This is a genomic window from Paraeggerthella sp. LCP19S3_G8, assembly GCF_052119225.1.
Classification (GTDB): Bacteria; Actinomycetota; Coriobacteriia; order Coriobacteriales; family Eggerthellaceae; genus Paraeggerthella; species Paraeggerthella hominis.
On the sequence record NZ_JBQKFQ010000001.1, the window covers coordinates 1 to 24,100 of the forward strand.

The 24,100-nt window shown below is 62.1% G+C and carries 20 protein-coding genes, 1 tRNA gene and 1 rRNA gene; 10 read left to right on the forward strand and 12 right to left on the reverse strand.

Annotated features, from left to right (window positions below; all coding sequences use genetic code 11):
* Positions 1 to 92, forward strand: a 5S ribosomal RNA gene (gene rrf / locus ACTQZK_RS00005); the annotation flags it as partial.
* Positions 93 to 244: 152 nt separating this feature from the next.
* On the opposite strand, the gene ACTQZK_RS00010 is transcribed toward rrf, so the two are convergent.
* Positions 245 to 1,153, reverse strand: a complete 909-nt coding sequence (locus ACTQZK_RS00010; RefSeq protein ID WP_441897851.1) for a TIGR03915 family putative DNA repair protein — start codon at positions 1,151 to 1,153, stop codon at positions 245 to 247.
* On the reverse strand, positions 1,150 to 2,589 hold the full coding sequence (locus ACTQZK_RS00015; protein ID WP_441897853.1) for a putative DNA modification/repair radical SAM protein: 1,440 nt from the start codon (positions 2,587 to 2,589) through the stop codon (positions 1,150 to 1,152). The genes ACTQZK_RS00010 and ACTQZK_RS00015 overlap by 4 nt, the downstream gene beginning before the upstream one ends.
* 235 nt (positions 2,590 to 2,824) lie before the next feature.
* Here ACTQZK_RS00015 and crcB point away from each other — a divergent pair, with 235 nt between their 5' ends.
* The gene (gene crcB / locus ACTQZK_RS00020; protein ID WP_114568025.1) at positions 2,825 to 3,220 is read left to right on the forward strand and encodes a fluoride efflux transporter CrcB; all 396 of its coding nucleotides are present in this window, start codon (positions 2,825 to 2,827) and stop codon (positions 3,218 to 3,220) included.
* A 30-nt stretch (positions 3,221 to 3,250) separates the two neighbouring features.
* On the opposite strand, the gene ACTQZK_RS00025 is transcribed toward crcB, so the two are convergent.
* The 6 genes from ACTQZK_RS00025 to ACTQZK_RS00050 form a co-directional block, all read right to left on the reverse strand.
* Complete coding sequence (locus ACTQZK_RS00025; RefSeq protein WP_441897856.1) at positions 3,251 to 4,471, reverse strand: putative ABC transporter permease; 1,221 nt, start codon at positions 4,469 to 4,471, stop codon at positions 3,251 to 3,253.
* A 340-nt stretch (positions 4,472 to 4,811) separates the two neighbouring features.
* Positions 4,812 to 6,113 carry an MFS transporter gene (locus ACTQZK_RS00030; protein ID WP_114568023.1) on the reverse strand — a complete coding sequence of 434 codons (1,302 nt, stop codon included), beginning with the start codon at positions 6,111 to 6,113 and terminating at the stop codon, positions 4,812 to 4,814.
* Positions 6,114 to 6,297: 184 nt separating this feature from the next.
* Positions 6,298 to 7,104: a creatininase gene (locus ACTQZK_RS00035; RefSeq protein ID WP_114568022.1), complete on the reverse strand. Its 807-nt coding sequence runs from the start codon at positions 7,102 to 7,104 to the stop codon at positions 6,298 to 6,300.
* A gap of 10 nt (positions 7,105 to 7,114) precedes the next feature.
* Positions 7,115 to 7,675 (reverse strand): hypothetical protein, encoded by a 561-nt coding sequence (locus ACTQZK_RS00040; RefSeq protein ID WP_441897858.1) that lies wholly within the window; start codon positions 7,673 to 7,675, stop codon positions 7,115 to 7,117.
* Between the two features lie 35 nt (positions 7,676 to 7,710).
* Positions 7,711 to 8,790 carry a DMT family transporter gene (locus tag ACTQZK_RS00045; protein ID WP_441897860.1) on the reverse strand — a complete coding sequence of 360 codons (1,080 nt, stop codon included), beginning with the start codon at positions 8,788 to 8,790 and terminating at the stop codon, positions 7,711 to 7,713.
* 278 nt (positions 8,791 to 9,068) lie between these two features.
* Entirely contained in the window at positions 9,069 to 10,217 is a 1,149-nt protein-coding gene (locus ACTQZK_RS00050) for a serine/threonine protein kinase (protein ID WP_114568044.1), read from the reverse strand.
* Positions 10,218 to 10,533: 316 nt separating this feature from the next.
* Between ACTQZK_RS00050 and ACTQZK_RS00055 the strand changes: the two genes are divergently transcribed.
* From ACTQZK_RS00055 to ACTQZK_RS00070, 4 genes are all read left to right on the forward strand, one after another.
* Entirely contained in the window at positions 10,534 to 11,124 is a 591-nt protein-coding gene (locus tag ACTQZK_RS00055) for a TetR family transcriptional regulator (RefSeq protein ID WP_114567474.1), read from the forward strand.
* Positions 11,125 to 11,295: 171 nt separating this feature from the next.
* Positions 11,296 to 11,370 (forward strand) — tRNA-Thr (locus ACTQZK_RS00060).
* A 260-nt stretch (positions 11,371 to 11,630) separates the two neighbouring features.
* Entirely contained in the window at positions 11,631 to 12,167 is a 537-nt protein-coding gene (locus ACTQZK_RS00065) for a VanZ family protein (RefSeq protein WP_441897863.1), read from the forward strand.
* A 117-nt stretch (positions 12,168 to 12,284) separates the two neighbouring features.
* Positions 12,285 to 13,664: a sensor domain-containing diguanylate cyclase gene (locus ACTQZK_RS00070; RefSeq protein WP_216529855.1), complete on the forward strand. Its 1,380-nt coding sequence runs from the start codon at positions 12,285 to 12,287 to the stop codon at positions 13,662 to 13,664.
* Here ACTQZK_RS00070 and ACTQZK_RS00075 read toward each other — a convergent pair.
* Positions 13,661 to 14,701 carry a hypothetical protein gene (locus tag ACTQZK_RS00075; protein ID WP_441897865.1) on the reverse strand — a complete coding sequence of 347 codons (1,041 nt, stop codon included), beginning with the start codon at positions 14,699 to 14,701 and terminating at the stop codon, positions 13,661 to 13,663. The genes ACTQZK_RS00070 and ACTQZK_RS00075 overlap by 4 nt on opposite strands.
* Before the next feature lie 188 nt (positions 14,702 to 14,889).
* Between ACTQZK_RS00075 and ACTQZK_RS00080 the strand changes: the two genes are divergently transcribed.
* Genes ACTQZK_RS00080 through ACTQZK_RS00090 form a run of 3 tightly spaced genes read left to right on the forward strand, consistent with a single transcriptional unit; the run spans position 14,890 to position 18,254 of the window.
* Positions 14,890 to 15,999 carry a helix-turn-helix domain-containing protein gene (locus tag ACTQZK_RS00080; RefSeq protein ID WP_441897867.1) on the forward strand — a complete coding sequence of 370 codons (1,110 nt, stop codon included), beginning with the start codon at positions 14,890 to 14,892 and terminating at the stop codon, positions 15,997 to 15,999.
* A gap of 24 nt (positions 16,000 to 16,023) precedes the next feature.
* A complete protein-coding gene (locus ACTQZK_RS00085) occupies positions 16,024 to 16,731 on the forward strand; it encodes an ABC transporter ATP-binding protein (protein ID WP_441897869.1) in 708 nt (235 codons plus the stop codon).
* A gap of 5 nt (positions 16,732 to 16,736) precedes the next feature.
* Positions 16,737 to 18,254, forward strand: a complete 1,518-nt coding sequence (locus ACTQZK_RS00090) for a hypothetical protein (protein WP_441897871.1) — start codon at positions 16,737 to 16,739, stop codon at positions 18,252 to 18,254.
* Here the strand turns inward: ACTQZK_RS00090 and ACTQZK_RS00095 are convergent.
* From ACTQZK_RS00095 to ACTQZK_RS00105, 3 genes are read right to left on the reverse strand one after another with little or no spacing between them, the layout of a single operon-like run.
* The gene (locus tag ACTQZK_RS00095) at positions 18,251 to 20,719 is read right to left on the reverse strand and encodes an ATP-binding cassette domain-containing protein (protein ID WP_441897873.1); all 2,469 of its coding nucleotides are present in this window, start codon (positions 20,717 to 20,719) and stop codon (positions 18,251 to 18,253) included. The two genes, ACTQZK_RS00090 and ACTQZK_RS00095, sit on opposite strands and share 4 nt — an antisense overlap.
* Positions 20,716 to 21,918, reverse strand: a complete 1,203-nt coding sequence (locus ACTQZK_RS00100) for a winged helix DNA-binding domain-containing protein (RefSeq protein ID WP_441898215.1) — start codon at positions 21,916 to 21,918, stop codon at positions 20,716 to 20,718. The genes ACTQZK_RS00095 and ACTQZK_RS00100 overlap by 4 nt, the downstream gene beginning before the upstream one ends.
* Positions 21,919 to 21,970: 52 nt before the next feature.
* Positions 21,971 to 22,585, reverse strand: a complete 615-nt coding sequence (locus ACTQZK_RS00105; RefSeq protein WP_441897875.1) for a Type 1 glutamine amidotransferase-like domain-containing protein — start codon at positions 22,583 to 22,585, stop codon at positions 21,971 to 21,973.
* Between the two features lie 246 nt (positions 22,586 to 22,831).
* Between ACTQZK_RS00105 and ACTQZK_RS00110 the strand changes: the two genes are divergently transcribed.
* Entirely contained in the window at positions 22,832 to 24,100 is a 1,269-nt protein-coding gene (locus ACTQZK_RS00110) for a Y-family DNA polymerase (RefSeq protein ID WP_225749372.1), read from the forward strand.

The following is a 24,100-nucleotide window of genomic DNA, read 5'->3' on the forward strand; positions in this document are numbered from 1 at the left end:
TCACCCGGTCCCATTCCGAACCCGGAAGTTAAGACCGCCATCGCCGAAAGTACTGCAGCGCAAGGCTGTGGGAGGATAGGACGTCGCGCTCGCGCAGGGCGCTCGGCGTATCCCGCCGAGACCCAGGGGCCCCGGAGCCGTAACAGGTTCCGGGGCCCTTTCTGCGTTGGGGGGGGGCGGGCTGCGCGGGGCCGTCCGCCGCTCGCGGGGGGAGGGTCCGCCGGTCGGCCGCACCTCGGCTTCCTCAGCGCGCCAGGCCCTCGCCCGGGGCGCCCTGGCGCATCTCGGTCAAGTCTTTCCAGAAGCGCTCGGGCATGAACTGCCGGCGCAGCTCGGGGTTGTAGCGGGCCTCGACGGCGGTCGCGTCGTAGAAGCGCTTCCAGGCCGCCTGCATGAGCTCCTCGTCCGGCGCATGCGCGGGGAGGTCGGCCCCCTCCGTGCGCACGAGCCGCCAGCCCCGTCCCTCGTACACGCCGGCCAGGGCGTGCCGCTCGTCGAGCACCGCGAAGGGCTGCGTGTTGAAGCGGCCCGCAAACCAGTCCATGACCAGGGGAACCACGGAAGCGTTCGGGCTGCATCGCGCGAACCAGCCACCGTTTTCCAGGTGTTCGAAGCGCAGGAACTGGAGCATGCGGTGACGCTCGTTCATGACCGCTCGGTCCAGCTTGAGAAGCGCTCCGACCGCTGGGTTCGCAAGGTCGTCGAGCACGCTCGATCTTCTTGCCGACGCTGCGGTGCAGTTGGGGATACCGGCGCAGCGATGCTGTTTCGGGCATCGGGCGCAGTCGTGCGGTTGGCGGCGCGACATGGCGTAGCGCACGAATCGGTACACGATGGCTCCGGTGTTCGGGTCGTCTGACAGCGCGGCGTGCAGAACAGCCTCGAACGCCGTCTGCCCGCACGTACGTTGGATGCCTTTGCGAACCCGCATTGCAAGCTGCATGTCGGTTTCTATGGTGCGGACGGTTTGCCCCAGGCGTGGCTGCAATGTGTTGCCGGGGGCGATATCTTGCGGGTCTTCGCGATTGGCGTAGGCTTGGAACACCGCCGTCAGCAGGCCTTCCGGCGTGCCGTCGTATGCGTAGGCAACATCCTGCAAGGGCTCTTCGCGCACCGGCCGGGCGGTGTTTCGGCTGTTGTGAAGATTACTCATACGGCAACCGTCGTGTGCGCTTCGAGCGCGCGTTGCCAACCAAAGGAGCCGTCCGCTGTTGGGGGAGCGCCGGTGTCGAGCTTGCGCGGGTCTTTGCCGGCGGCACGCAGCTTCTCGGGCGTTTCGACCTTTTCGAACAAGCTTAGTTGCCCGGGGGTGGTCTTGGCGGACCGGCGGCCGTGCGCGCCGCCCTTAATGGGCGCCGCCAGCTGCGCTCGAAGTCCTTCGGGCGAAAAATCGGCTCCGCGCCCTGCGTAGGTGCCCCCGCAGGTTATGAAAAACCGTGCCCGCTTGTAGGCTATGCCCAATTTGCGCAGCTCGGATTCGCGTAGGCATGTCGTGCGCCGTGCGCGCATGATAAGCCTGGCTCCCCGTACGCCGATGCCCGGAACGCGCAGCAGCGACTCAAGGGGAGCGGTGTTCACTTCTACGGGGAAGAAATCGAGGTTGTTTATAGCCCAGTTTGCCTTGGGGTCCAAATCGGGATCGAGAAAAGGGTGCGCCTCGTCGATGATCTCCGTCACGTCGAAGCGGTAGAACCGCAGGAGCCAATCGGCTTGGTAGAGACGGTGCTCGCGATTGAGCTGGACGGCATCGGCGCCCGGAAGACGCGCATCGTCGTTCACGGGCATGTAGGCGCTGAAGAACACGCGCTTGAGCGAGAGCGTACGGTAGAGGGCTGCCGAAAGGTTCAGGATTTGAAAATCGCTTTCAGGCGTAGCTCCTATGATCATCTGCGTCGATTGGCCGGCGGGTACGAAGGCTCGTTCCTTTCGCTTGGGGCTGACCTGCGTCATGTACGTGGTTTCCCTTCGCATGAGCGCGCGCGTGTCCTTGTCGACCGCTATGTTGTCCCGTATCTGCTTCATGGGCGAGAGGATGCGCTGCTTGTCCTTTTCGGGGGCGAGCAGCCGCAGGCTTTGCTGTGAAGGAAGTTCCAGGTTCACGCTCATGCGGTCGGCAAGGTGCCCGAGTCGATCGATCAGCTCGGGCGATGTCCCCGGCACGGCTTTCGCGTGGATGTAGCCGCGAAAGCCGTGTTCTTCTCGCAGAATCTCGAGCGTTCGTATCATAAGCTCGGTGGTGTGGTCGGGATTGCGGATAACTCCCGAGCTGAGAAACAGGCCTTCAATATAGTTGCGTCGGTAAAACGACACGGTGAGATCCGCCAACTCTCTTGGCTTGAACGCAGCGCGCGGAACTTCGTTGGATGCGCGGTTCACGCAGTAGGCGCAGTCGTACACGCAAACGTTGGTCATGAGCACCTTCAAAAGCGTGATGCACCGCCCGTCTGCGGCAAAGCTGTGGCAGCAGCCGGCGGCCAGCGTGTTTCCAAGTTTGCCCTTCTGGGCGTCGCGATCGATGCCCGAGGACGTGCAGGCTACATCGTATTTCGCCGCATCGGCGAGGATTTCGAGTTTCGCAAGTAGATCCATGCGGTCATCCGTTCGCGCGATCAAATGTTCGTAAGAATATCTGTACGCTATAATACGCAAACGAACGTTCGTTGTCAATCGAACGGGCGAGGTTCGCGCCCTGTTGCTGTTCTGCCCCGGTGTTCGCTACGGCCGGTCTTTCGGTGCAAGGGCGCGCACGATAAGGCGTTTTCCGGTGCGCACGCACGGGCCTTTCGCTATACTGGGCAGGTTCCGAAGAGGAGGAGAGCAGGACATGATGGCGATGCTGTGCGTGGGTCTTGGCGGGTTCGTGGGAGCCGTGGGCCGCTATCTGCTGGGGCTTGTTCCCCTCGAAGGCGATTTTCCGCTCATGACGTTTCTGATCAACTTTGTCGGCGCCGTGGTTATCGGGGCCGTGTTCGAGGCTGCTACGGTGTGGCCCGGCATGTCCGACAATGCGGTCCTGTTCTTGAAGACGGGCGTATGCGGCGGTTTCACCACGTTTTCGACGTTCTCGTTGGAGACGCTGACGCTTATCGAACGCGGGAAGTACGTCACGGGGGCGGCGTACGCATGCGGAAGCGTCGTTGCCTGCCTGGCGGGCGTGGTTCTGGGGCGCTTGGCCGTCCGCGCCGTGCGCGCGGCTGCAACCGGCTCTGCGCAGGCTTGACCGGGTTGGTTGCGGGTCGGTTCCCTTTTGCTATTTCGCGCGCGTTGCGTTGCCTGGATCGATCGACATGCTTTGGAAGCGTTCCTGCATGTACTGGTTGTCGAAATGCTCGTCGAAGAATTGAACCACCGCGGAATCCTGAATGGCCGTTCCCGCCATGCGCTGATACCAGCAATCAAGCGCGAGCAGGGTCATTGCCCCGTCGGCGATCATGAGAACCGCGCATGCCGTGGTGATGGTGTAGCGCCAGTTCCAAGGTATCAGGTTCACCAGCTTCAGCATCCAGGGCAGGCATGCCTTGATCCATATCACGCCGAGGATTCCCCACATGGCCATGAACATGCCGTTGGTGCGTCCGTCGATGGACAGGAACGTGCCCGAGTAATCCCAGGCTACGATACCGAAAGCGAACTGCATGAACCAGCTGGTCAGATACTCGAACGCGCCTCCGATAACAGCGCTTACCAAAAAAATGAGCACCACGTTTTTGTTGTGGAACCGATTGAGCGCTATGGTCATGAGAACCGCCCCGAATCCGTAAATGGGGGAGAAGGGCCCGATGAGCATGCCGGCTCGGTCTTGGTAGTGGCCCGGCTCCACCACGGCGAAATGGTAGACGGTCTCGAGCATGAGCCCGAGCACGCAGCAGACCGTGAATATCCAGAACAGGTTGAAGAAGTTGAGGGCTATGAATCCCTTGCCCGTTTCGTCGCGGCCGAGCGTGCCGTCTTCGGCCGCCTCGCGCGTTTCCATGTCGCGCAGTTTACGCTGCAGTTCGCGCTCTTGCGCCAAAGAGGGGTCGAGGTAGCTTTGCATGACAACAAGGAACACGGCTATTGCACCGTAGGCAGCCAAGCTTAGGTTCAGGCCGTCAAGCATGATGCTGCAAAGGACGATTCCGACCAGCACGACGATCATCACGTCCGCGACTTCCGCGGCATGACGTCGCTTGTTGAGCAGCAGGCGGATGCCGAACACAGCGAACATGGCTGCGAGCACGGTCATGAGCACGGTGTCCACGATGAAGATGATGAGCGTTGCCGACGAGAGCTCGCCTTCGAACGCGCCGTTTTGGACGAGCAGCGCCGTGCCGATCACGAGCAGCGCAAGCAAGGCTGCCAAAGCGCCGCCCATGACCATCGATAGGATGCCAAACACTTTGAGCGGAAGGGGGATTCTTCTTTTATTGGGGGCTATCGCCTGATCGGCGGCGCAGTCGTCGGTACGTACGAGGTCGTCACGCTTCCTCATGAACTCTCCTTGGCGGTGTGCGGTCGATGCGGCCTGATCGCGGGCTGGCCCGCGTGATTTGCTGACAAAGACCAGTATAGCGGAGAAGGAGCGCATGGCAGGGGGATTCGGCGGACGTTCTTTTCGGTTGCGCTGGAGCGGCATGCGCGAAGGGCGGTCGCTCGCCTGACGGCGAAAGCGGGGCTGCGCTTGCGAAGAGAAAGGACCGACCGCATCGTTGAACTGCGATGCAGTCGGTCCTTCTGGCGAATAGCGGCGTATCTTGCGGGGCCCGCTCGGTTTGCAGTCGAGCGCTTGCCTTCGCAGGAATCTGCCGTGAAGGCAAGCGAACTTGCGAATGCTATTCGATGTCGTTCAGCGGAACGCCCTTGTACTCATGCGCGGTGAACAGAAGGATGATGCCGGCGATCAGGCAAATTCCCATCATGTAGTACGCCGGAGCCATGCCGTTGCCCGTTGCGTCGATAAGCGCGGTCGCGACCATCGACGCGGTTCCCCCGAACACCACGTAGGCGATGTTGGAACCCAGGGCGGCGCCGGTGTAGCGCACTTCGGTGGGAAACATTTCGGCTTGGTAGCAGGCGATGTTCGAATCGTTGATGGACAGCGTGATGCACAGAATCAGCTCAGCTGCGATAACGATGGGAAGCGAAGCTGTGTTCAGCATGGTGAAAGCCGGTATGCTCAGCACGATGAAGGCGACGCAGGCGCCCAGGAGCATCTTCTTGCGCCCGACGATATCCGATACCTTGCCTGCGCCCAGCACGATGAGGATGTAGGCGACGAGCGCAACGTCGGTTGCGAACTGGGCGGGTGCCGCTTCCATGCCCGCGTAACTGGTCAAGTACGTGGGCAGGTACGTGAGCACCAGGTAGAACCCAACCGAGTTCACCATGGTTGCCGCGATGCTGGCAAGCAGGCGCTTGCGGTACTTCTTGAACACGAGGCGGGTGGGGTTGGGGGCTTCTTTGACGCGCTTGGTGTCGGAGGTCATCTGCTCGAACGTCGGGGAATCCTCAAGCTTGGTGCGGATGTAGTGCGCGATCAAGCCCAGCGGGCCTGCCAACAGAAACGGTATGCGCCAGCCCCATTCGATAACGGCGGCTTCGGGCAGCAGCAGTTTGATGATCAGCGCGGCGGTCGAACCGGCCAACAGGCCGGCTGCGGTCGAAGCGGGTACGAGCGAGCAGTACTTGCCGCGGTGGTTGGCCGGGGAGTACTCGGCCAGAAATACGGCAGCGCCCGAATACTCGCCTGCGGCCGAGAACCCCTGCACGCTTCGCAGGCAGATGAGCAGGATGGGCGACAGAAGCCCGATGGTCTCGTACGAGGGCAGGCAGCCGATGAGAAACGCTGCGCCCGTCATAAGGAAGATGGACATGGACAAAGACCACTTGCGGCCCTTCTTGTCTCCCATGCTGCCCCAGAACGCGGCGCCCAGCGGACGGAAGACGAACGAGATCGCGAACACCGCGAACGCGAGCAGCGTTGAGTTCACTGCCGATTCGGGAAAGAACACGATGCCGATGGTTATAGCGAAGTACGTGTAGGTTGCGTAATCGAACCACTCGATGAAGTTGCCGAGGAACGACGAGAGCGCTACTTTGAACGGGACTTTTTTCTCAACTGCGTGCGTATGCATGGCAATCCCCCTCTAGGATTTCGTGATAGTCTCCCAGGAAGTGAACGGCTTCGTTGGGAGCGAAGACGTGAAGCATGGTGTACGATGCGGTCATGATGCTCCTTTTACGCGCACGGCCTTCCTGGCGGTTGGCGCCGGAAGGCCGTGGATGTTGCCGGTTTCGGATGAGGGCCGCTCCCTGCGCTTAGGCGAATTCTCGCTTGATGGCGCCTACCATGTTGCGTACGGCCACGTCGCGCAAGATGATGCCCTTTTCGCGCGACGATGCTGCGGGGGACGACAGGCAGCCCGAAGGCGGCGTGTAATCGGCGATGATGGGCAGCACGTCGTAGTTGGGAAGCGTGGCGGGCAGTCCGTCGTACAGCGGATCGTTGATCTTGCTCATATCGACCAGGTCGGGGTAGAACAGGAGCATGAGCGAGGTTTCCATGACGCCGGCGTGCTCGAGGTCCCATCCGGTGAAGCCTTCGGGATAAAGCTCGGCGATGGTCTGGTCGTCCACGAAGTCCCAGTACGAGAGCAGCTGGATCTTCGCGTCGTCGATACCGTCTTTGCGCGCATCCTCGAGGGCCAGCTGGGCTCCTTCGAAGATGAACTGGAAGTTCTCGTAATGGCCGTTCATCAGCACGATCTTGCGTGCTCCCTGTCGGATGATGCTGAACACGATGTCGCGGGAGAGCGCGATGAGGGTCGTTCCGCGCAGGCTGGTCGTGCCCGACAGGTGGAAGCCGCCGCCGGAGCGCTGCTGGGAGCGGTAGCCGTAGTTGATCGGCGCGGCCACCATGCCCTCGATCGCGCCTTCGGTGTAGGCGGTCAGGGCTTCGGCCGTGGCTCCCGCCATGGCTTTGGTGAGGGCGGCGTCCACGCACATGGCCATGTGCGATCCATGTTGCTCGAGGGCGCCTACGGGCACGAACACCACCGCATCGTTGCGAAGCTTCTCGCGGTACGTGAACGCGTCCATCTCCTCCATGTAAACCGTTGCTTTCACGGTGCGCCTCCTATCGGTTTTCCAGCAAGTCGACTTGCGCTTTGCTGGCGCGGAAGATAAAGGATCGTTTGGCCTGCTGGCCGCCCTGGGCCAGCTTGGCCAGGATGACCCTCTTCAGGCGCGGGTAGTCGCGCATGCCGTACCAGGCGAACGCCGTGCCGCCCGTGTACGCTTCCACGATGCTGTGGACGGGCAGGCTCGCGTCGCGCTTGGCGTCGAGCGCCAGGTACTCTTGGATCTCGTCGGCGCACAGGTCGCGGATGACCTCGGCGCTGATCTCCAGGTCGTGGGCCAGTTCTTTCAGCTGGTAGTCCACCTCGGCGGCGTCGGCATGCGGGAAGTACGTCACGTCGTAGGTCACCGCGGACAGGCCGGAGGCCTTCGCGAACCCGAGCAGGTCGTCAAGCGACATCATCTGCACGTGGTCCTCGGTGCGCTCGGCGATGTCGAGCTCGGCGGCGAATCCCTGGAAGCCGTTGCCCTCGAACGCGGCGCGCAGCTCCTCTTCGTTCAGCGGCGCCTCGAACTCCATCTCGGTGGCGATGTGAGTCAGGTTGCTCGTGATCTTCATAGGTGCACGCTCCTTTCTTGTTGCGTGAGGATCGGCTAGCTCAAGGCTTCTTTTGCTTGCTCTTCATCTAGCCGCGCTTCAAGGTTCTCGCGTATCTCCTCTTCTTTCTCTATCTTTTCGCCCTGCTTGCTTGCAGCCGATGTCGAGAAGAAGATCTGAGCCACGCCGCCGATGATGATGAGCGCGCCGCCGATGATCTGGAAGGCGGTCATCGTCTCGCCGAACATGAACAGGCCCAGAAGCGATGCCATGATGGTCTCCTGGTAGGAGATGGCGGCCAGCTCGCCGGCCTTCAGGCGCTTGGTGGCATGGGTCAGCAGGTAGAACGCGCCGAAGCCGGTGATGAGCGCTGCGGCGATGAGCACGACCCAGGACGAGCCGGGCATCGTGAACATGTTCCAGGCATGGGTGATGATCTGGCCGTTCGCATCGAACTGCGTCACGCCGTTGATCTTCTCGGTGTAGGACAGCGGCTGCAGGAAGAAGTGGTGCCAGATGAGCAGCACGACGATGGACAGCGAGCCGAACAGGAAGTTCCACCAGGAGCGGACGTTGGAATCGCAGTCCTCACGGTAGCGCGAGAAGAACAGGTACAGGCCGTAGGCCACGCCGGAAGCGAAGGCGATGGCGTTGCCGAAGGTGTACTTGGGATCGAGGTCGAGCGTCAGGCCCTCGGGCGTCACGATACCCACGATGAACAGCATGCCGATGACTACGGCGACGATGCAGAGGATGCCCTTGATGTTGAGCTTCTCCTTCAGGAATATCGCCGCGAGGATGGTCGAGTAGATAGGGCCGGTGTAGATAAGAAACGATGCGTTGGCCAACGTGGTGTACTGCGTGGAGAGGCAGTACAGGCCGGACAGCAGGCCCAAGAACACGCCGGAGAGCAGCATCATGCCGGAGAACCGGGTTTCCTTGAGCTTCTTCCAGCTTCCTCCGATGAAGCAGAAGATGATCGACAGGGCGATGAGGCCTGCGAAGTTGCGCCAGAACGACACGAAGTCGCCGGGCGCGTCGATGAAGCGGGTGAAGGCTCCAATGCCGCCCATCAGCGATGATGAAGCGAACATCATGATGAAGCCGATAAGCTTGTATTTCGCTTGCTGGTTCATGTATCCCTCCTTGGGGGCGGCGTCGTGTCGCCCGAGTCCTTCATGTGCGGTTGCCCGGTTGCGGGTATGGAAAGGTTCGGGGTACGACGAGGCACGCGGACGCTGCGGCGCCGCTTTGGCATGAATGTGATGATAAAGGGGAAAGCCAACCGGCTCCCTGGGATCTTCGAACAAGGAGCGCCGTCGCATAGGCGGAACGAAGCCCTTGGGGGCCGGGGGCTCTGGAAGGGCTGGAAGACCCGGTTTCGTACCGGACCTTCCAGCAACGGGTTAAGCGACTAGTCGTTCCACATCTCCGGACGGACCAGGGTCGGGTCGGCGACGCGGTTCGGGAAGTAGTCGAGGCACTCGCCCTCGCGGTAGACGTCCGCCGTGGAGCAGTGCAGGCCGCCGCCGAAGGCGTAGGCGCCGCGCAGGTCGACGGGCACGACGTTCATGCCGAGCTTGTCCATCTCCTCCTGCTGGTAGACCTCGGAGGCCTCCACGATGACCGTCTTGGGGTCGAGGACCAGGCAGTTCATGGACAGCCACACGGAGCTGTAGCAGAACTCGGGCGGCTCGGAGTGGGCCGGCTGGGCGGCGTCGACGATCTGCCAGTCGTTGGCCTCGAAGATCGCGCGCTGCTCCTCGGGGAGCCTACGCTGCGGGTTGTTGATGATCAGGCCCGGGCGCAGCGGCACGAAGGTCGCGTCGATGTGGATCGGGTACGGGTCGCCGGGGAAGTTCACGGCGTGCACGCGGTACTCGGGGTAGTAGCGCTGGAACCAGTCCATGGCCGTGCGGTTGGTGGTCAGGCCGTGCTGGATGAACAGGTCCTTGCCCATGCGCATGACGTCGGCCGCGTCCCACATCGGCTCGACTTCCGTCGTGACGAAGTCCTTGTTGGCGGTGCGCACCAGGCGCTCCTCCAGCGAGATCTTCTCGTCGTAGTAGTTGTGCTTGTAGGAGGCGTCGGTCAGGCGGGGACGGGGGGCCTGGGTCCACAGGAAGTCCGGGTCCTCGTCGAAGTACTGCTTCATGAGCGGCCAGTAGGCCAGGTACTCGAAGTAGCGGCAGCGGAAGGAGTTGGCGGAGGCCATGATCTCGTTGCCGATGGTGAGCAGGATGTCGCGGGGCGGCATGCAGGTCATCATGGAGTCGTTGCGGAAGTCGGGCGTGCCGATGGCCTGGTTCCACTGCAGGGGCGTCGGGCGGTCGACGACCACGCCGCGCTCCTCGACGGCCTTGACGAGGTTCTCGAGGCAGGCGTTGCCGACCTCGACCGTGCGCAGCGGGCGAAGGCCCCACATGCCGCGCATCTCGGAGTCGACGGGAACCTTCTCGGAGGTCGCGGGCTCCTCGGGCGGGATCATCGAGTTGTCGCAGCGGCCGATGATGACGCGCTTCAACGGATCCCAGTCGTTCCAAGAATTGACTATCTTCGCCATGACAGTCTCCTTTCTCCGGCAGCGCATCCTGCGTTGCCGCCAAGGTTTTCGGGTGGCATGTCCACCTCTGTGAAGATATTGTGATGGCCGCCGCGCGGCTGTTCAAAGGTCGTGGCGCGGCGGGTGTCGTGGGGGGTTTGCACAAGGCCCGCAGTATGTCCGTGTTGCGGAATCAAAGGGGATGCATGTAAACTAGACCGGACGATTGTGCAAGAATGTAACGTGCTGTCAGGCGTTTTTGTGGGGTATGTTTAATTCGGTGGACAGATTTCTTGCAGGGGACTGGGTAAGGGAACGTTCAAAGAGGAGGCTTTGCATGCTGCCGGATCTTGCGCATGGCCAGGATATTTTCGGGTCGCCGGAGTTGCGAACGAAAATGAAGATACTGCATGCTGTCGACAAGTCGCTCGATCGCATCACGATTGCCGAGATATGCGAGAATGCCGGCATCTCGCGCCAGACGTTCTACCGTCATTTCCAAAGCAAGTACGACATTCCCTGGTGGCACTCCATCTTCTGTCGACAGTTCTACCTGAACGAGATCGGGAGAACCGTCGACTGGAAAACGGGGTACTACCACCATCTACGCTTGATCGATCAGGAGCGCGATTTCTACCGCAAGTCGATCCAGTACAGCATCAACACGCCTTTCGGCCAGACGGTCATGCCCGAGAACCGTAAGACGGTTCTGCTGGAAACGCTTGAAAAGTACCGCCACGTTACCGTGAACGACAACATGCGCTTCATCGTGGAGATTTTCTCGAAGCTGGAGTGCGAGGTGCTCAACGATTGGTTCCGATCCGATGCGCCGACCGACCTGGTGCGCTGGACCGACGACCTGGTCAGCTTGGTGCCCGATCGCCTGTATCGCGCGTTGCGGGTGGAAGAGCCCGGGTCGTCTCAGTAGGAGGGGCTTCGCTCGGCTTGCGGCGCGCTGCGGGGCGCGGTGCGTGCGTTGGCGTGCGCTGCGCAGAGCCTCGAGGTGCGAAGAATCGGTTCGGCTTATCATGCATTTCTTGCGGGCGCTTTGCGAATCGCGAGCGATGTCGTACAATATTCGGGCACGTTTTCGCAACGGGCCAGTGTGGCGCAATGGTAGCGCAACAGTTTTGTAAACTGTGGGTTGCAGGTTCGAGTCCTGTCACTGGCTCCACGAAACACCAGGCCGGGCGCATGCAGCGCCCGGCTTTTTTTGTGCGTTGGGGGCACGATACCCCGCAGCGCCCCGCGAATTCGGGTGCTTAAAACGAAAAGGCTCGTGTTCCCGAAGTCCCTTAAAGCTCTCTTAATTTTTCTTAACCTGCGGAAACGAAAGCTGACCTTTCGTCGTGCCGTTTCGCCTGCTTGGCTACCATGGGCTGGCAACGGAAAGATCGGGGGTCTGCGCGGCCGCCGGGGAAGGGGTCGAAGGTCATGGGCGAGGTATCGGCGGGCGGGCGGTCCGTGCTGGGGAGCCGCGGAATCTCAGGGGCGCTGTTCGCGATTTACGCAGTGGTGCTCGTGTGGGCGATCCTGTTCAAGATGCAGGTTTCGTTGGACGTGTTCGGCACGATGCGCAGCGTGAACGTGGTGCCCTTGGCGGGCGCGCTGGTTGTGAACGGCGAGCCTGATTATTCCGAAGTCGTGCAGAACCTAGTGGCCTTCGTTCCGTTCGGCCTGTACATGGGAATGCTGTTGGGAGAGCGACCGCTCGCGATCGGCTTGGCGTTTGCGGCGGCGACCAGCTTGGCGTTCGAGGTGCTGCAGTTTGCTTTTGCGGCGGGAGCGTCGGATGCGACCGATCTGATTGCCAACACGCTTGGCGCCGCGGTTGGTTTGGGATTGTACTCGGTGACGCGAAGAATCGCGGGGTCGGATGCTCGCGCGCGGCGCGTCTGCAATACGGTGGGCCTGTGCTGCACGCTTCTTGCCGTTGGCTTTATCGGCCTCGTGTTCATTGCCAATAGCTGATCTTCCTGCTACGTTTTTGCTCGTTGTCTCCCCCGAGGAGCGGTCGAGGTTGTATACTCCCCGAGAGAGTTTTATGCGCGTGCGCGCGCAGGCAAGGCATGCGGGGGAGGAGGGCCGATGAATCCGCTCTTTGGGCAAGCGATCGAATTCGTGGCCGATACCGTTCGGCTGTTTTATTCCGGCACGGCGATCGACGTCGTGCTCTCTCGCTTTACGGACGATTTTTCGTGGATAGGCGCAGGCGAGGTTGAGTTTTTCACGGACAAGGCCGCCATCGTGGCGTACTTCGTCGAACAGGCGCCGCTCACTCCCGCCTGCGTGGTTTCCGACGAGGAATTCTGCTTGGCAAGCACTACGAGCGAAACGTGCCTGGTCATGGGTCGTTATCGCGTTCGCACGGATGAGAGCACGGGCATGGTTCTCGAGGAGCACCAAAGGTGCAGCTATTATCTGGTCGAATCCGACGGACGGTTGCTCATCCGCCATGTGCATGTGTCCAATCCCTACCAGGCGATGAAAGACGAGTTGTACTTTCCGTTCGAGGCGGGCGCTCAAAGCTACGAGTACTTGCAGCGGCTGCTGCGCGAGAAGACTCAAACCCTTGAATTGGAACGGGAGCGGTATCGAATCGCGCTGCGCAGCGTGACGGACGTTCTGTTCGAGTACGACAACGTGCAAGATGTTTTGGTCGAATACGAGCGAATCTCCGGTTCGGGCGAAGAGCTGTCCAGCGAGGAGCGGCGCTTCCCCTGCTACTCGGATATGATCAAAAAGGGAACGCGCATGCGCACGGAAGATTACGCTCGGCTTTCCGAGGCGCTGCAGTCAGAGGATTCGGCTGTTATGGAGGTTCGCCACGTGGTGCCGATACACGGGGGCGAATGGCGATGGGTTCGCATACACGTCACGCTTCTTCGCGACCGGAACGGCAGCGTGGCGAAAACGGTGGGAAGCTGGAAAGACATTACCGACGAGCGTCGCTTGATCGACGATCTGGTGGACCAGGCGCGGCGCGACCCGCTTACGAAGCTGTTCAACCAGGGAACGGTATCGAGCTTGGTCGATCGGGCCTTGCCCGCTTGCCTGACGAACGGCTGCGGGGCGCTGCTCGTGTTCGACGTGGACGATTTCAAGCTGGTCAACGATACGTTCGGGCATCCGGTGGGAGACGACCTGCTTGTGCACGTCGCGCAGGCGATGGAGTCGACCCTGGAGGGCGAGGCACGGACGGCCGCGCGTGTGGGCGGCGACGAGTTCGTGGTGTTCCTGCCCGATGCCGATCGCTCCCGCGCTTGGGAGTTCGCGTGCGAACTGGGTCGAAAGGCGGAATGCCTGCAAGGCTTCGACGGCCCCGTGACGTTGAGCGCGGGATGCGCGCTTGCGGGGCTGGACGCCGATACGTACGAGGGGCTGTTCCGCGTTGCCGATCGCGCGCTGTACCGGGCTAAGCGCGCGGGCAAGAACCGCGTGCGCTTCGTCGACGTGTCCGACCGCTAGCGTTTCGGCAGCTGCGCGGCGATCGATTTCTCGAAATCGGACGCATTGTCGGGCGAGACGTTTATGGCTCGCACTGCGCGCGGCTTTCCAAGAAGGGTCCGTATGATGCGCGGTTCGTGCAGCACGATCCAACAGGGCCGCGCGCCCATGACGGCCATGTTCAGTCGCTCGCTCTTGGGAACGTCGGGTTCTTCCCGGCGGTCGATGCGCGCTATGGAAGCGAAGGGCACGCGCTCGCTGAAGTAGGCTCCCCAGCGCACCGTTACGGACGTGTCGTCCACCAGAAGAGGGTTGAGGACCACCGCCCTCGTATTCCCGATGAACCAGACAAGCGTGTAGGCGGTAAGCACGGTCAGCGCGATGGCGGCCGGTTCGCAATATTTCGCCACCAGCAAATGCGTGACCAGGGCCTCGATGGGAAGCAACGCCATGATCACTCCTGAAAGCGCCAGGTACCCGCTTTCCTTATGGCAGGAAAACGGACGGGCGCCGTTGGGCACGTCGGCCTTCGAGCGCCATGAGGCAAGCACGTAATACCAGATAGAGCATTCGAGCGCGCAGAGGCGCGATGCGGTCTCGTTGCGGCTGAGCTCGAAAAACGGCTTTTCGAACCATACTATCGGGCGGGTGGATTCTTTTCGCGCCGCGCGAAAAACGCGCAAGAAGCGGGCGATCTCGCGTACGAGGATGACCGCTTCCACGGCGAGCATCATCGGAAGCAGCACGGTCAGCAGGGAAAACGATCCGGGCTGCATGACCAGCATCGACACGACGAAGCCTGCGTATATGACGGGGATCGCGGCTACGGGCGATAGCTTGCGGGGCTTGATCACCAGCAAGTAGAAAGCTGCGGGCACGCACACCATCAGATCGAAAGGCACGGCGATGTTGGCAGCGAGGGTGCGTCCTTCGTTCGGAACGAACGCAAGGCAAACCGCGTCGATCGTGTAAAGGGCAAGGCATGCAAGCAGGCCCGCCGTCAGGGGTAGATTGCGGTTGCGACCAGATGAGGGCGGTAACGCGAACGTTGCGTTCATGGATCCTCCGATCATGGGAGTCGTTTGGTCAAGGATAGCAGGCTGTTTCGGTTGCGAGGGGTTGACTGAAGCGGCCTGCGGTCAACAAGCCCTCGCTTGCGTCAAGCGGCGGTGTTCTCTCATACTGAGTTCAAGCCCGCGCATGCGCTTGGGCCGTACAGCCGTCGCAATCTTCAGAAAGACCGACCATGAACGATATCAACATTGGAAACGTTATTGCACGAGAGCGTCGAGCGATCGGCGTGACGCAAGAGGACCTGGCTGCGCACATGGGCGTGACGAAGGCTGCCGTGTCGAAGTGGGAGCTGGGGCAAAGCCTGCCCGACACGACCCTGCTGCCGCGCATCGCGGCGTACTTCGATCTTACGCTCGACGAGCTGTTCGACTATCGTCCTCAGGTGAGCAAGGAACGCGTGCGCGAGCTGTACGCCGAGCTGCTCGAGCAGTTCGGCGATGATCCCGATGCTGCGTACGAGCGTATGGAGGATCTTGCGGCGTCGTATTATGCGTGCTGGGATTTGCTCGTGCATATAGGGATGCTCTACGTCCTTCGAGCGACGGCGGACGAAGAGCGTCGGGAAGAGAACGTGCGGCGCGCCGGCGCGCTGTTCGATCGCGTGGAAGCTTGCGCAGAGGACCTTGAGCTGATCAGGAACGTGAAGATCATGCGCGCTTCGATGATGACGGTATCGGGCGACGTGGAAGTCGCGATCCGTCTTTTGGAAGCGCTCAAGCCCGATCGGTGCGCCCCGATCGACGACATGCTGGCCGGGTTGTACGACATGAAGGGCGACCGGGAGTCTTGCTTGCGCCTGCTTCAAGAGTCGCTGTATTGCGGATCTACCGGCGCGTTCAACAGCATTGTTTTCCAGCTGTCGATCGAGGAGGACCGCCAGCGCGTCGAGGCGCTGGTGCGGGCGGGCGAAGCGATGGTCCGAGGGTTCGCCTTCGAGGACGACAATCCGATGATGGTGGGCATGTTCTGGGGAGACGCGTTCGCGGCGTTTCTGCGCGCGGGCGACGAGGACCGCGCTTCAGCGTGTCTCGAGCGGTTCGTCCTCCTTTTGGAGGGCATGGACGAGGATGCGATGCCGAAGCCGCCGTCCGATGTTCTTTTCGATCGACTTTCCGGCGCGAGAGGGCAGGATCCGTCGATTCCGCGCATGGCTCAAGCCCTGTTCGGAAAAGCGGGGTTGAAGGGTCAGGTTCGAGACGGCGTCCTGCGCGACGGCGTGCTGGATGGCCTCGAGCGCTCGCCGCGTTTCTCGGGCTTGCTTGCCCGACTGAAAGCGCTATGATGCGTCGCGAAGGAGCGTGAGAGCATGGATGTCGAGGCAGTGGAGAAGACGCCGGCGCTGCGGGCGGAGGGTCTTTCGTTTCGCTATGCGCGAAGCGAGGTGTGGAGCGATGTGGCTTTTTGGATCAATCCTGGTCAGATTGCTTTTCTGACCGGCCCGAACGGGTCGGGAAAATCCACGCTGCTCAGATGCTTGGCGGGATGGAGCATGCCGAGCGAAGGGACGGTCGAGGTGTTCGGGCGGCCGTTCGACGGTTCGGATCGCGCTGTGCGTCGAGAGATCGCCTTCGTGCCCGACGTGCCGTCCTTTTACGACGATTTAACCGCCGCTGAGCATATTCGCTTCGTACTCGATGCGAACCGCGTGCCCGATGCCGCCGAAGAGGCTCGGCGATTGCTGGAAGACCTGGGGCTCGCGGCGCATGCGGATCGGTTCCCTTCGTCGTATTCTCGCGGCATGCGATTGAAGCTGGCGCTCGTGCTGGCCTTCATGCGCAAGCCGCGTCTGCTGTTGCTGGACGAACCGTACGGGCCGCTTGACCGAGATGCGTCGCGACGGCTGAGCGCCTTGCTGTCGGCTGCTCGCGCCGACGGCGCGGCGGTGCTGGTCAGCTGCCACCACAACGTCCCCGATTTGAATCCCGACCTGCTGCTGCATCTTGAGGGCGAGCGGCTGTCGACGGTGCGCGACGTGCGGCCGGGCGATCTTTTCGACGGCTTCGAGCGAGGCTGATCGGCATGGGCGATGTGCGATTGCTTCTACGGCTGCGCGTGCGGCACGCTCGCACGTTCCTGGTGCGGGCGCTGCACGCTACGGGCTCCGACCTTGTCGACGATCGCGGGTGGGGAGAGCGGAGCTACCAAGCGTACATCATAGGGTTCATAGGGATATGCTTGGCGATGATGTGGCTCTGGCTGCTCGATACGGTGCGGGAGGCATTCGTCGCATTGGGTCCTGACCTGGCCCTCGGAGTTCTTCTGTTTGCGTTCGCGGTGCCGGCGGTCGTGTTCGCGGTGAGCTCGTTTCGGGGGTTGCGCGCATCGTGGGTCAAGCTTTCCCATCCCGATATCGCCTACGTTGCCGCAAGCCCCGTCGGGTCGACGGCGCTCGTCGGCGTATCCGCTGCAACAACGATGATCGCGGGAGGGGCTGTGGCGGCGCCTGCGGGCTATCTGCTTGCCGTTGGGATGCGAGCGGCTTTAGGGTGGTTCGTCGACCCTTTGACGACGGCCCTGATCGCTTCGCTGTGGACGGCGGTTCCGCTTGCGGCAGGCAGGGTCGTGGGAACGGCGCGCCTCGCCTTGCCGCGCACGATTCGCCGTTGGAAGGCTGTCGCGATGCTCGCCCTTGCGTCGCTGGTCGCGGTTGTGGCGTATGGAGCGCTTGCGATTGCCTGGGTTCCCGTTGTGCTTGCGCAATCGAACGCCGTCGTGCAGGCGGTTGCTGCTGCCATAGGGCTGCTTGTCGCGGGGTTCTTGGCGTTGTTGCTGCTGGCGAAGCGGGTCGATAGGGTGCGCATGGTGGAGGAGAACGCCCTGTACGCCGATACGTGCTCGTTCGGGTTTTTCTCGCTGCTTGATTCTACGACGGTGGGGGATTACCGCCGTCGCTGCAAGTTGGCTCGGCGTGGTCCGTTTTTGCAGTTGCCGCAGGCTGCGGGTCCTGCTGCGCTCGTGGCGCGCGCGGCGCTTTCCCTGGTGCGCCAGTACGAGGGCCTGCCGGCGCTTTTGATGCTGGGGGCAGGGATAACGCCTTTCGGCGTGAGCGCGCTGCTCGGCGGGTACGGCGTTGCGGGGCCGGTATTCTGGTTGGCGATGCTGGTGGGCCTGGCATCGACGGCGCGCGAGGTCACGCGTGCGTTTCGCGACGATATGCGCGTGCGGCTCGTGCGCGATCAGCTGCCCTACGGAACGCTCGCGTTGCTCGTGGGCGACTCCTTGCCGGCGTTTTGCTTAGTGACGGCAGTCTCGTGCGCGACCGTTCCGTTTACGTTGCCTGCGGGCGCGCCTGTTGCGCCGGCGTTGGTCCTGGCGGTTGCGCTGAACGCCGCCGTCGTGCTCAGCTTCGGCTTGGAAGCCGTGCGCCTGCGCTCGAGCAGCATGCGACCGTGGGGCGAAGGGGGCCTTGCGATCGTTGGGTCTTTGTGCGGCTTCGCCTCGCTTTTGGCCGAACCGTTGCTGGTGGTGGCTGCCGCCATCGTCGCCTGCGTGACGATGGCGCGCATGATTCGGCGCGGATCGGAATGCGTGCGTTAGCTTCGGCGCAGGTATCGCGCTGTTTCCGTTTCGGCTGACTTCAGCTTGGCGGGAGTTCCTTCGAACACGATGCACCCGCCTTTGCGGCCTCCTTCCGGCCCCAGCTCGATGACCCAGTCGCTGCGCTCTATCACGTGCGCGTTATGCTCCACGATGATCGCGGTTCCGCCTGCGTCCACCAATCTGTCCACAAGGTTCAAGAAGTGCTCCACATCCTGGGGATGCAGACCTCGCGTAGGCTCGTCGAGCAGATACAGACTCGACTTCGACGAACCCGTTATCAGCTCCTTTGCAAGCTTCAAGCGCTGGGCTTCGCCTCCGGAAAGCGTTGCGAGGGTTTGTCCCAGCTGCACGTAGCCCAAGCCCACGTCTTCGAGCAAGCGAAGCGCGCGCGCCGATTTCGGAAGCGCTTCGAAGGCGCTTGACGCCTCGTCGACGGGGAGGGCCAACGCCTCGTCGATGGAAAGCCCGTTATAGCGCACGTCGAGCACTTCTTCGGAGAATCGCCTACCGTGGCATGCGGGGCAGGTTGTTTCGACGTCCAGGAAGAACAGCATGTTGCTGCTTACGCGCCCGAGCCCTTCGCAGCGCTCGCATCGCCCGCCCGGGGAGTTGAACGAGAAGCTGCGCGCTGTCAGCCCGGCGGCCTTCGCCTGCGCGGTGGCGGAGAAGGCTTTGCGGATGCCTTCGTAGACGCCTGCGTACGTGGCCACATTTGAGCGCTTCATGCGGGCAAGGGGCGTTTGGTCGACTTGGATTATCCGGTCGAAACGATCCAAGCCCGCAACGGCGTTTTGCGTGCCGGGACGGTCTCCTTGAGCTATCAGGTCGAACACGAGCGTCGACTTTCCCGACCCCGATGGCCCGCATACGGTGACCAGGCATTGCTCGGGTATTCGCACGTCAATGCCCTGCAGGTTGTGCACGCGGGCGTTGCGCACTTCCAGCGCCGTGCTTGCGAAGGGGCGAAACGCGGTTTTTCCCGGTCGAGGGGCTTTCAGCCAGGAACCCGTGACGGAAGCGCCGGAGCGCTCTATCTCCTCAACGGTTCCCTGTGCTACGACGCGCCCGCCGCGGCGTCCCGCGCCCGGTCCCATGTCCACGATGAAATCCGCTTCGCGCATTACGTCGGGGTCGTGCTCGATGACGAGCACCGTGTTGCCCTTGTCGCGGAGCTGTTTCAACGTTGCCGTCATGCCTGCGGTGTCTCGCGGATGCAGGCCCGCCGTCGGCTCGTCCATGATGTACACGACGTCGGTCAACTCCGAATCGAGCACGGCGGCCAGGCGCATGCGTTGCAGTTCGCCGCCCGAAAGCGTAACGGTTTGGCGGTCGAGCGAAAGGTAATCCAAGCCAAGCGATCGAAGACGGTTCAGTTTCGTTTCGATGTCGCGCAGGTAGTCCTCGACGAGCGGTCGATGCTCGCAAGAAAGCGCGTCTGCCAGGTCTGCGACCCAAGATTGCAGCTCGTCGAGCGTCGCGCTCGCCAATTCCGGCAGGCACATGCCGTCGATATGCGCCTGCCGGCCGGCTGTTCCCAGCCGCTCTCCATTGCATGCGGGGCATTCCGCGGAGGCGAAGTACGCTTGCGCAAGATCGTCGCGCGCGGCGCCCTCTCGTTCGGCAAGACGGCGCATGAGCAGGGGTTCTACGCCTTCGAACCGGCCTGCGGCAACGGTTTTCGGCGGCTCGACGTTTGGAAGCGCCTGCGCGAGCGCGGGGCTTTCCGTGCCTTGCAGCAGGATTTCTCGCTGCAGGCTGTCGAACTGGGCGACGGGCAGGCTCTTTGCGTCGGGCAGACCGTAGTGGCGAAATGCGCGCTGCAGCGCATCGGCTTGGTAGGCTTGGTATCGATGGTTCCAGGCGTCGACCGCTCCGTCTTCCACCGACCGATCCTCGTGCAGGGCTCGGCTCCAGTCGATGGCGAGCGTCTTGCCGATTCCTTCGCATACGGGGCAGGCGCCTTCTTTCGTGTTGAACGAGAACTCGGTGCGCGTGATCTTGCGCATGCGGTGCCCGCATAGGCTGCAGCGCATGAACACCAAGAACTCGTCGCCGTCTCGTTCGGTTTCTTCCTGGCAATCGGCTGCGCAGATCTCTTCACCGCAGCATGGGCATGCGCGCACGTGCAGCTTTTCGAACACCATGCGCAGATCGGTGTAGATATCGGTTGCGGTGCCTACGGTGGAACGGGGATTTCTGTTGACGTCGGACTGCGTTACCAGAACGGCAGGGGAGGCCCCCGTTATGCGTTCGACGCGCGGCTTTCGAATACCTTCCATTCCCATCGCTTCCAAATACTGGCGGTGGCATTCGTTGAACAGCACGTCTACGAGAAGCGTTGACTTTCCCGAACCGGAAAGTCCGGTGAACACCGTGAGGGCGCGCTTCGGAATGTCCAGGCAGACGTCGGCAAGCGTTCCTTCGGTGGCGTGGCTGACGGTGATGTTCGGCATGGTCTTCATTCGCTTTCCACGGTGCAGGTTTTTAGGGCGAGTTGGCGAAACGCGGCATACTCTTCGGCAAGCCGTTCGGGCTGATCCTGCCTTGCGGGCTCGAGGGGTTCCCATAGGCGTATCGAGACGTCAAGGGAGCTCTTCGCCGTCCTTGCGTTCCATACCCCGATGATGCGGCCCTCGTCGAGCACGACGCCTGGATTGCCCACGGTTTTCCATGCGAGCCTTCGTCGCTGGGGATCGGGCAGGATGATTTCGCGATCTCGCAGGTCAAGGTAGGGATCATGCGCCCCTAGCAACAACAGGCGTGCGGCGGGCCGTTCGGCTTGTCGCAGGTTGTCGATATCGAGAGCGTGGACGAAACGCTTCTTTCCGTCAACGGATACGGCGCAAAGCTCGTCTTCGATGGACGACCAGAGCCGTTTGGCTTGAGCCTTGGAACTGCCGAGCCACGCGGCGAAGGAGTCGAGCGTGGTCGGTCCGTAGCAATGGAGGAACTTCCGAGCAAGCTGCTTCCCTGCAGCGGGGGAAGGCGCGGGCGCATCCCGCCGCCCCGTCCATGCTCGGTACGATGAGAACGAAGGGATGGACCCCTCGCGCCTGCCGAAGACGACGAGCGATTTGAACGAGCATGGGCGCAGCAGAAACGAAACGGCGGCCTGACCGACGGTCTGCTTGTCGGGATTGCCGTACATGGACGGATCGCGCCATGGACCGAGCGCGCCTTGCGGCAGGTCGGCCTCGATCGCGTCCGCAATTGCGCGGTCGAGGGAGTCTTTGCCTTCGATCGTTCGGTCGTCGAGCAGTTTCGCGGCCTTTTCCACCAGAGGCAGCAGATCGCCGAACGACATGCCCACATGATCGAGCGCGCCCGACGCGCCGCGCGTGTAGATCCAAGGCTCCTCGTCGGGCTCGGCGACGAGCGCTGTTAGGAACGCGTCGCGTTCGCCTGCGGGGAACACGACGGGCGCCCCGCGAAAGCTCCATGCCTGTACCAGGGTTTTCCGCTCGTACAGCTGCTTGCGCAGGTGGGTCAGGGTGCACCCTTCTACGCGGTTGAACAGCGCGGTTTCCCACGCTCCGGGCGGCGTGTTCTGCAGTCCGCAGGCTCCGGCAGCTTGCAGCAGCTGATCGATGGAAACTTTCCGATCCAGGTGATGGGCGCGCAGTCGGTACGATCGTACGCGCGCGTTGTCGATGGCGTCGATGGGGCTCCGTCCTCCTTCGGTGGCCGTGCGCTGAAACGGTGTTCGGCGGGGTCTATTCTCTCATAGTGGCCACGTCGCCGTGCACGGTGACGGCTTGAGCGTTGCCGATGGGCATGAGCGCAAGGCTTGTTCCGTACGAAGCGACGATGCTTTCGGTCGCCGTCTCGAACGGCGCGCTTGCGTAATGGGGCAAGGGATAGAAGTCGATGACGTTCAGCGCTTCGAAGTCGGGTAGATCGGGCGCTTCTTCGCGGTTGTCCATAGCTTGGGCGTACTCGATATTCGGCGATAGGATCATCGACCCTGCCGATTCTCCGATATAGAGCTTGCCTGACTCTATCTGTGCGGCTATCATCTTGTCGGCTCCGGTTCGCCGCATCTCCTGAAGCAGGAAAAACGCGTTTCCTCCCGAAACGTAGATGCAATCGCTGTTTTCGAGCGCAGCCGCCGCTTCCGAAGCGGTAGCCGTTGAAAGCTCCAGCTCGCCGATGACGAGGCCGCGCTTCGCCAGGGCCGCCCTTCCTGCCTCTACGTAGAAATCGATGCTTTCGTGCAGCGCTGCCGTGGGGATGAACGCGACGCGCTTGCCTTGCAGGTCTTCGGCCGCGAAGTCGTCGAAGATGTGCGCAACGTCCTCGAACGAGGAGGACAGGAAAAGACGTTTCATAAGCTCCCTTTCTTTCGGTGCGCGAAGCGGGCGGGGCGGCGGCTCCTAGGCTTTGCGCGGCTGGCGATCAACGACGATGCCGACATGCTGGTTTCGATTTCCGTCGAACGGGCGCGGGCTCGGAACCGGATGCCTTCCGAGAGATTTTCACGCTTTGTTCGATTGACTTTTGAAGCCTATCATGCGAACATTAGTTCGTATAATACGACGAGAGGTGCAAAAGAGTCAAGGGAGCGTCGAGAACCATTGGAGCGCATTATTCTGCACAGCGACATGAATTCCTTCTACGCCAGCGTGGAGCAGGCGCAGCGACCCGAGCTGCGCGGCAGGCCCGTGGTGGTTGCGGGCAAGGAGGAATTGCGGCACGGCATCGTGCTCACGAAGAGCGAAGAGGCGAAGGCGTACGGCATCAGGACGGCCGAGACGTTGTGGCAGGCGCGCAAGAAATGCCCGGACCTCGTCGTGCTTCCTCCGCGCTACAAGCTGTATCGAGCGTATTCGGAAATGGCGCGCGCCGTGTACAATCAGTACACCGACTTGGTCGAACCGTTCGGCTTAGATGAAAGCTGGCTCGATATCACCGGTTCGATGCGACGGCGCGGATGGGATGCATACGAGGTCGCCCAGGAGATCGGCAGCCGTATGAAAGAGGAGCTGGGCGTGACGGTGTCGATTGGGGTGAGCTGGAACAAAGTGTTCGCGAAATTCGGCAGCGACTACAGAAAGCCCGATGCGATCACCGTTATCGACCGCGCGAACTACCGTGACGTGGTGTGGACGGCGCCCGTTCGCTCGCTTTTGTACGTGGGGCCGGCAACCGAGCGCAAGCTGCACGGTTCGGGCATCCTCACCATAGGGGACTTGGCCCACGCGTCCGATGCTTATTTGCAGCGGCGGTTCGGCAAGATCGGGTTCATGCTGCGCACGTATGCGCGCGGTGAAGACGATACTCCCGTCAAGCCGTACGATCCGGACCGGCGCGACGTCGATCGCACGGTCAAGAGCTACGGCAACGGGCTGACCGCGCCGCACGATATCGTATGCGAGCGGGATGCGAAGGCTCTCATCTGGCTGCTGTCGGAGTCGGTGGCGCAACGTTTGCGCGAAGACGGCGTGCGCGCGAGAACGGTGAGCATCGGCGTTCGCAGCGGCCTTGATCTGTCCGGTTACGGGCGGCAGGCGAAGCTGCGCCGTCCCACGGCGGCCACGCTCGAGATCGCGCAGGCGGCCTGGGGACTGCTGCGAGCCAACGAAGCGCTCGATGAAGGGCATCCGGTGCGCGCGCTGCATGTGCGCGCCTCCGACCTCTCGTCGATGCGCGAGCCCGTGCAGCTCTCGTTCGTCGACGACGGGCGTGCGCATCTGGAGGATCTTGATTTCGCGATTGACGACTTGCGGCGTCGCTACGGCAACACGTGCGTTGTGCGCGGGGCGGAGTTGGCCGACGAGACGCTTGCCGGCACCGACATCAAAGACGAGAACACCGTGCATCCCGTCGGCGTACTGCATCGTTAG

What these genes read in the sequence shown, in the direction of transcription:
- ACTQZK_RS00010 (WP_441897851.1), bottom strand. Translation starts at nt 1,153, where the DNA reads ATGAGTAATCTTCACAACAGCCGAAACACCGCCCGGCCGGTGCGCGAA.
- ACTQZK_RS00015 (WP_441897853.1), bottom strand. Translation starts at nt 2,589, where the DNA reads ATGGATCTACTTGCGAAACTCGAAATCCTCGCCGATGCGGCGAAATAC.
- crcB (WP_114568025.1), top strand. Translation starts at nt 2,825, where the DNA reads ATGATGGCGATGCTGTGCGTGGGTCTTGGCGGGTTCGTGGGAGCCGTG.
- ACTQZK_RS00025 (WP_441897856.1), bottom strand. Translation starts at nt 4,471, where the DNA reads ATGAGGAAGCGTGACGACCTCGTACGTACCGACGACTGCGCCGCCGAT.
- ACTQZK_RS00030 (WP_114568023.1), bottom strand. Translation starts at nt 6,113, where the DNA reads ATGCATACGCACGCAGTTGAGAAAAAAGTCCCGTTCAAAGTAGCGCTC.
- ACTQZK_RS00040 (WP_441897858.1), bottom strand. Translation starts at nt 7,675, where the DNA reads ATGAAGATCACGAGCAACCTGACTCACATCGCCACCGAGATGGAGTTC.
- ACTQZK_RS00045 (WP_441897860.1), bottom strand. Translation starts at nt 8,790, where the DNA reads ATGAACCAGCAAGCGAAATACAAGCTTATCGGCTTCATCATGATGTTC.
- ACTQZK_RS00050 (WP_114568044.1), bottom strand. Translation starts at nt 10,217, where the DNA reads ATGGCGAAGATAGTCAATTCTTGGAACGACTGGGATCCGTTGAAGCGC.
- ACTQZK_RS00055 (WP_114567474.1), top strand. Translation starts at nt 10,534, where the DNA reads ATGCTGCCGGATCTTGCGCATGGCCAGGATATTTTCGGGTCGCCGGAG.
- ACTQZK_RS00065 (WP_441897863.1), top strand. Translation starts at nt 11,631, where the DNA reads ATGGGCGAGGTATCGGCGGGCGGGCGGTCCGTGCTGGGGAGCCGCGGA.
- ACTQZK_RS00070 (WP_216529855.1), top strand. Translation starts at nt 12,285, where the DNA reads ATGAATCCGCTCTTTGGGCAAGCGATCGAATTCGTGGCCGATACCGTT.
- ACTQZK_RS00075 (WP_441897865.1), bottom strand. Translation starts at nt 14,701, where the DNA reads ATGAACGCAACGTTCGCGTTACCGCCCTCATCTGGTCGCAACCGCAAT.
- ACTQZK_RS00080 (WP_441897867.1), top strand. Translation starts at nt 14,890, where the DNA reads ATGAACGATATCAACATTGGAAACGTTATTGCACGAGAGCGTCGAGCG.
- ACTQZK_RS00085 (WP_441897869.1), top strand. Translation starts at nt 16,024, where the DNA reads ATGGATGTCGAGGCAGTGGAGAAGACGCCGGCGCTGCGGGCGGAGGGT.
- ACTQZK_RS00090 (WP_441897871.1), top strand. Translation starts at nt 16,737, where the DNA reads ATGGGCGATGTGCGATTGCTTCTACGGCTGCGCGTGCGGCACGCTCGC.
- ACTQZK_RS00095 (WP_441897873.1), bottom strand. Translation starts at nt 20,719, where the DNA reads ATGAAGACCATGCCGAACATCACCGTCAGCCACGCCACCGAAGGAACG.
- ACTQZK_RS00105 (WP_441897875.1), bottom strand. Translation starts at nt 22,585, where the DNA reads ATGAAACGTCTTTTCCTGTCCTCCTCGTTCGAGGACGTTGCGCACATC.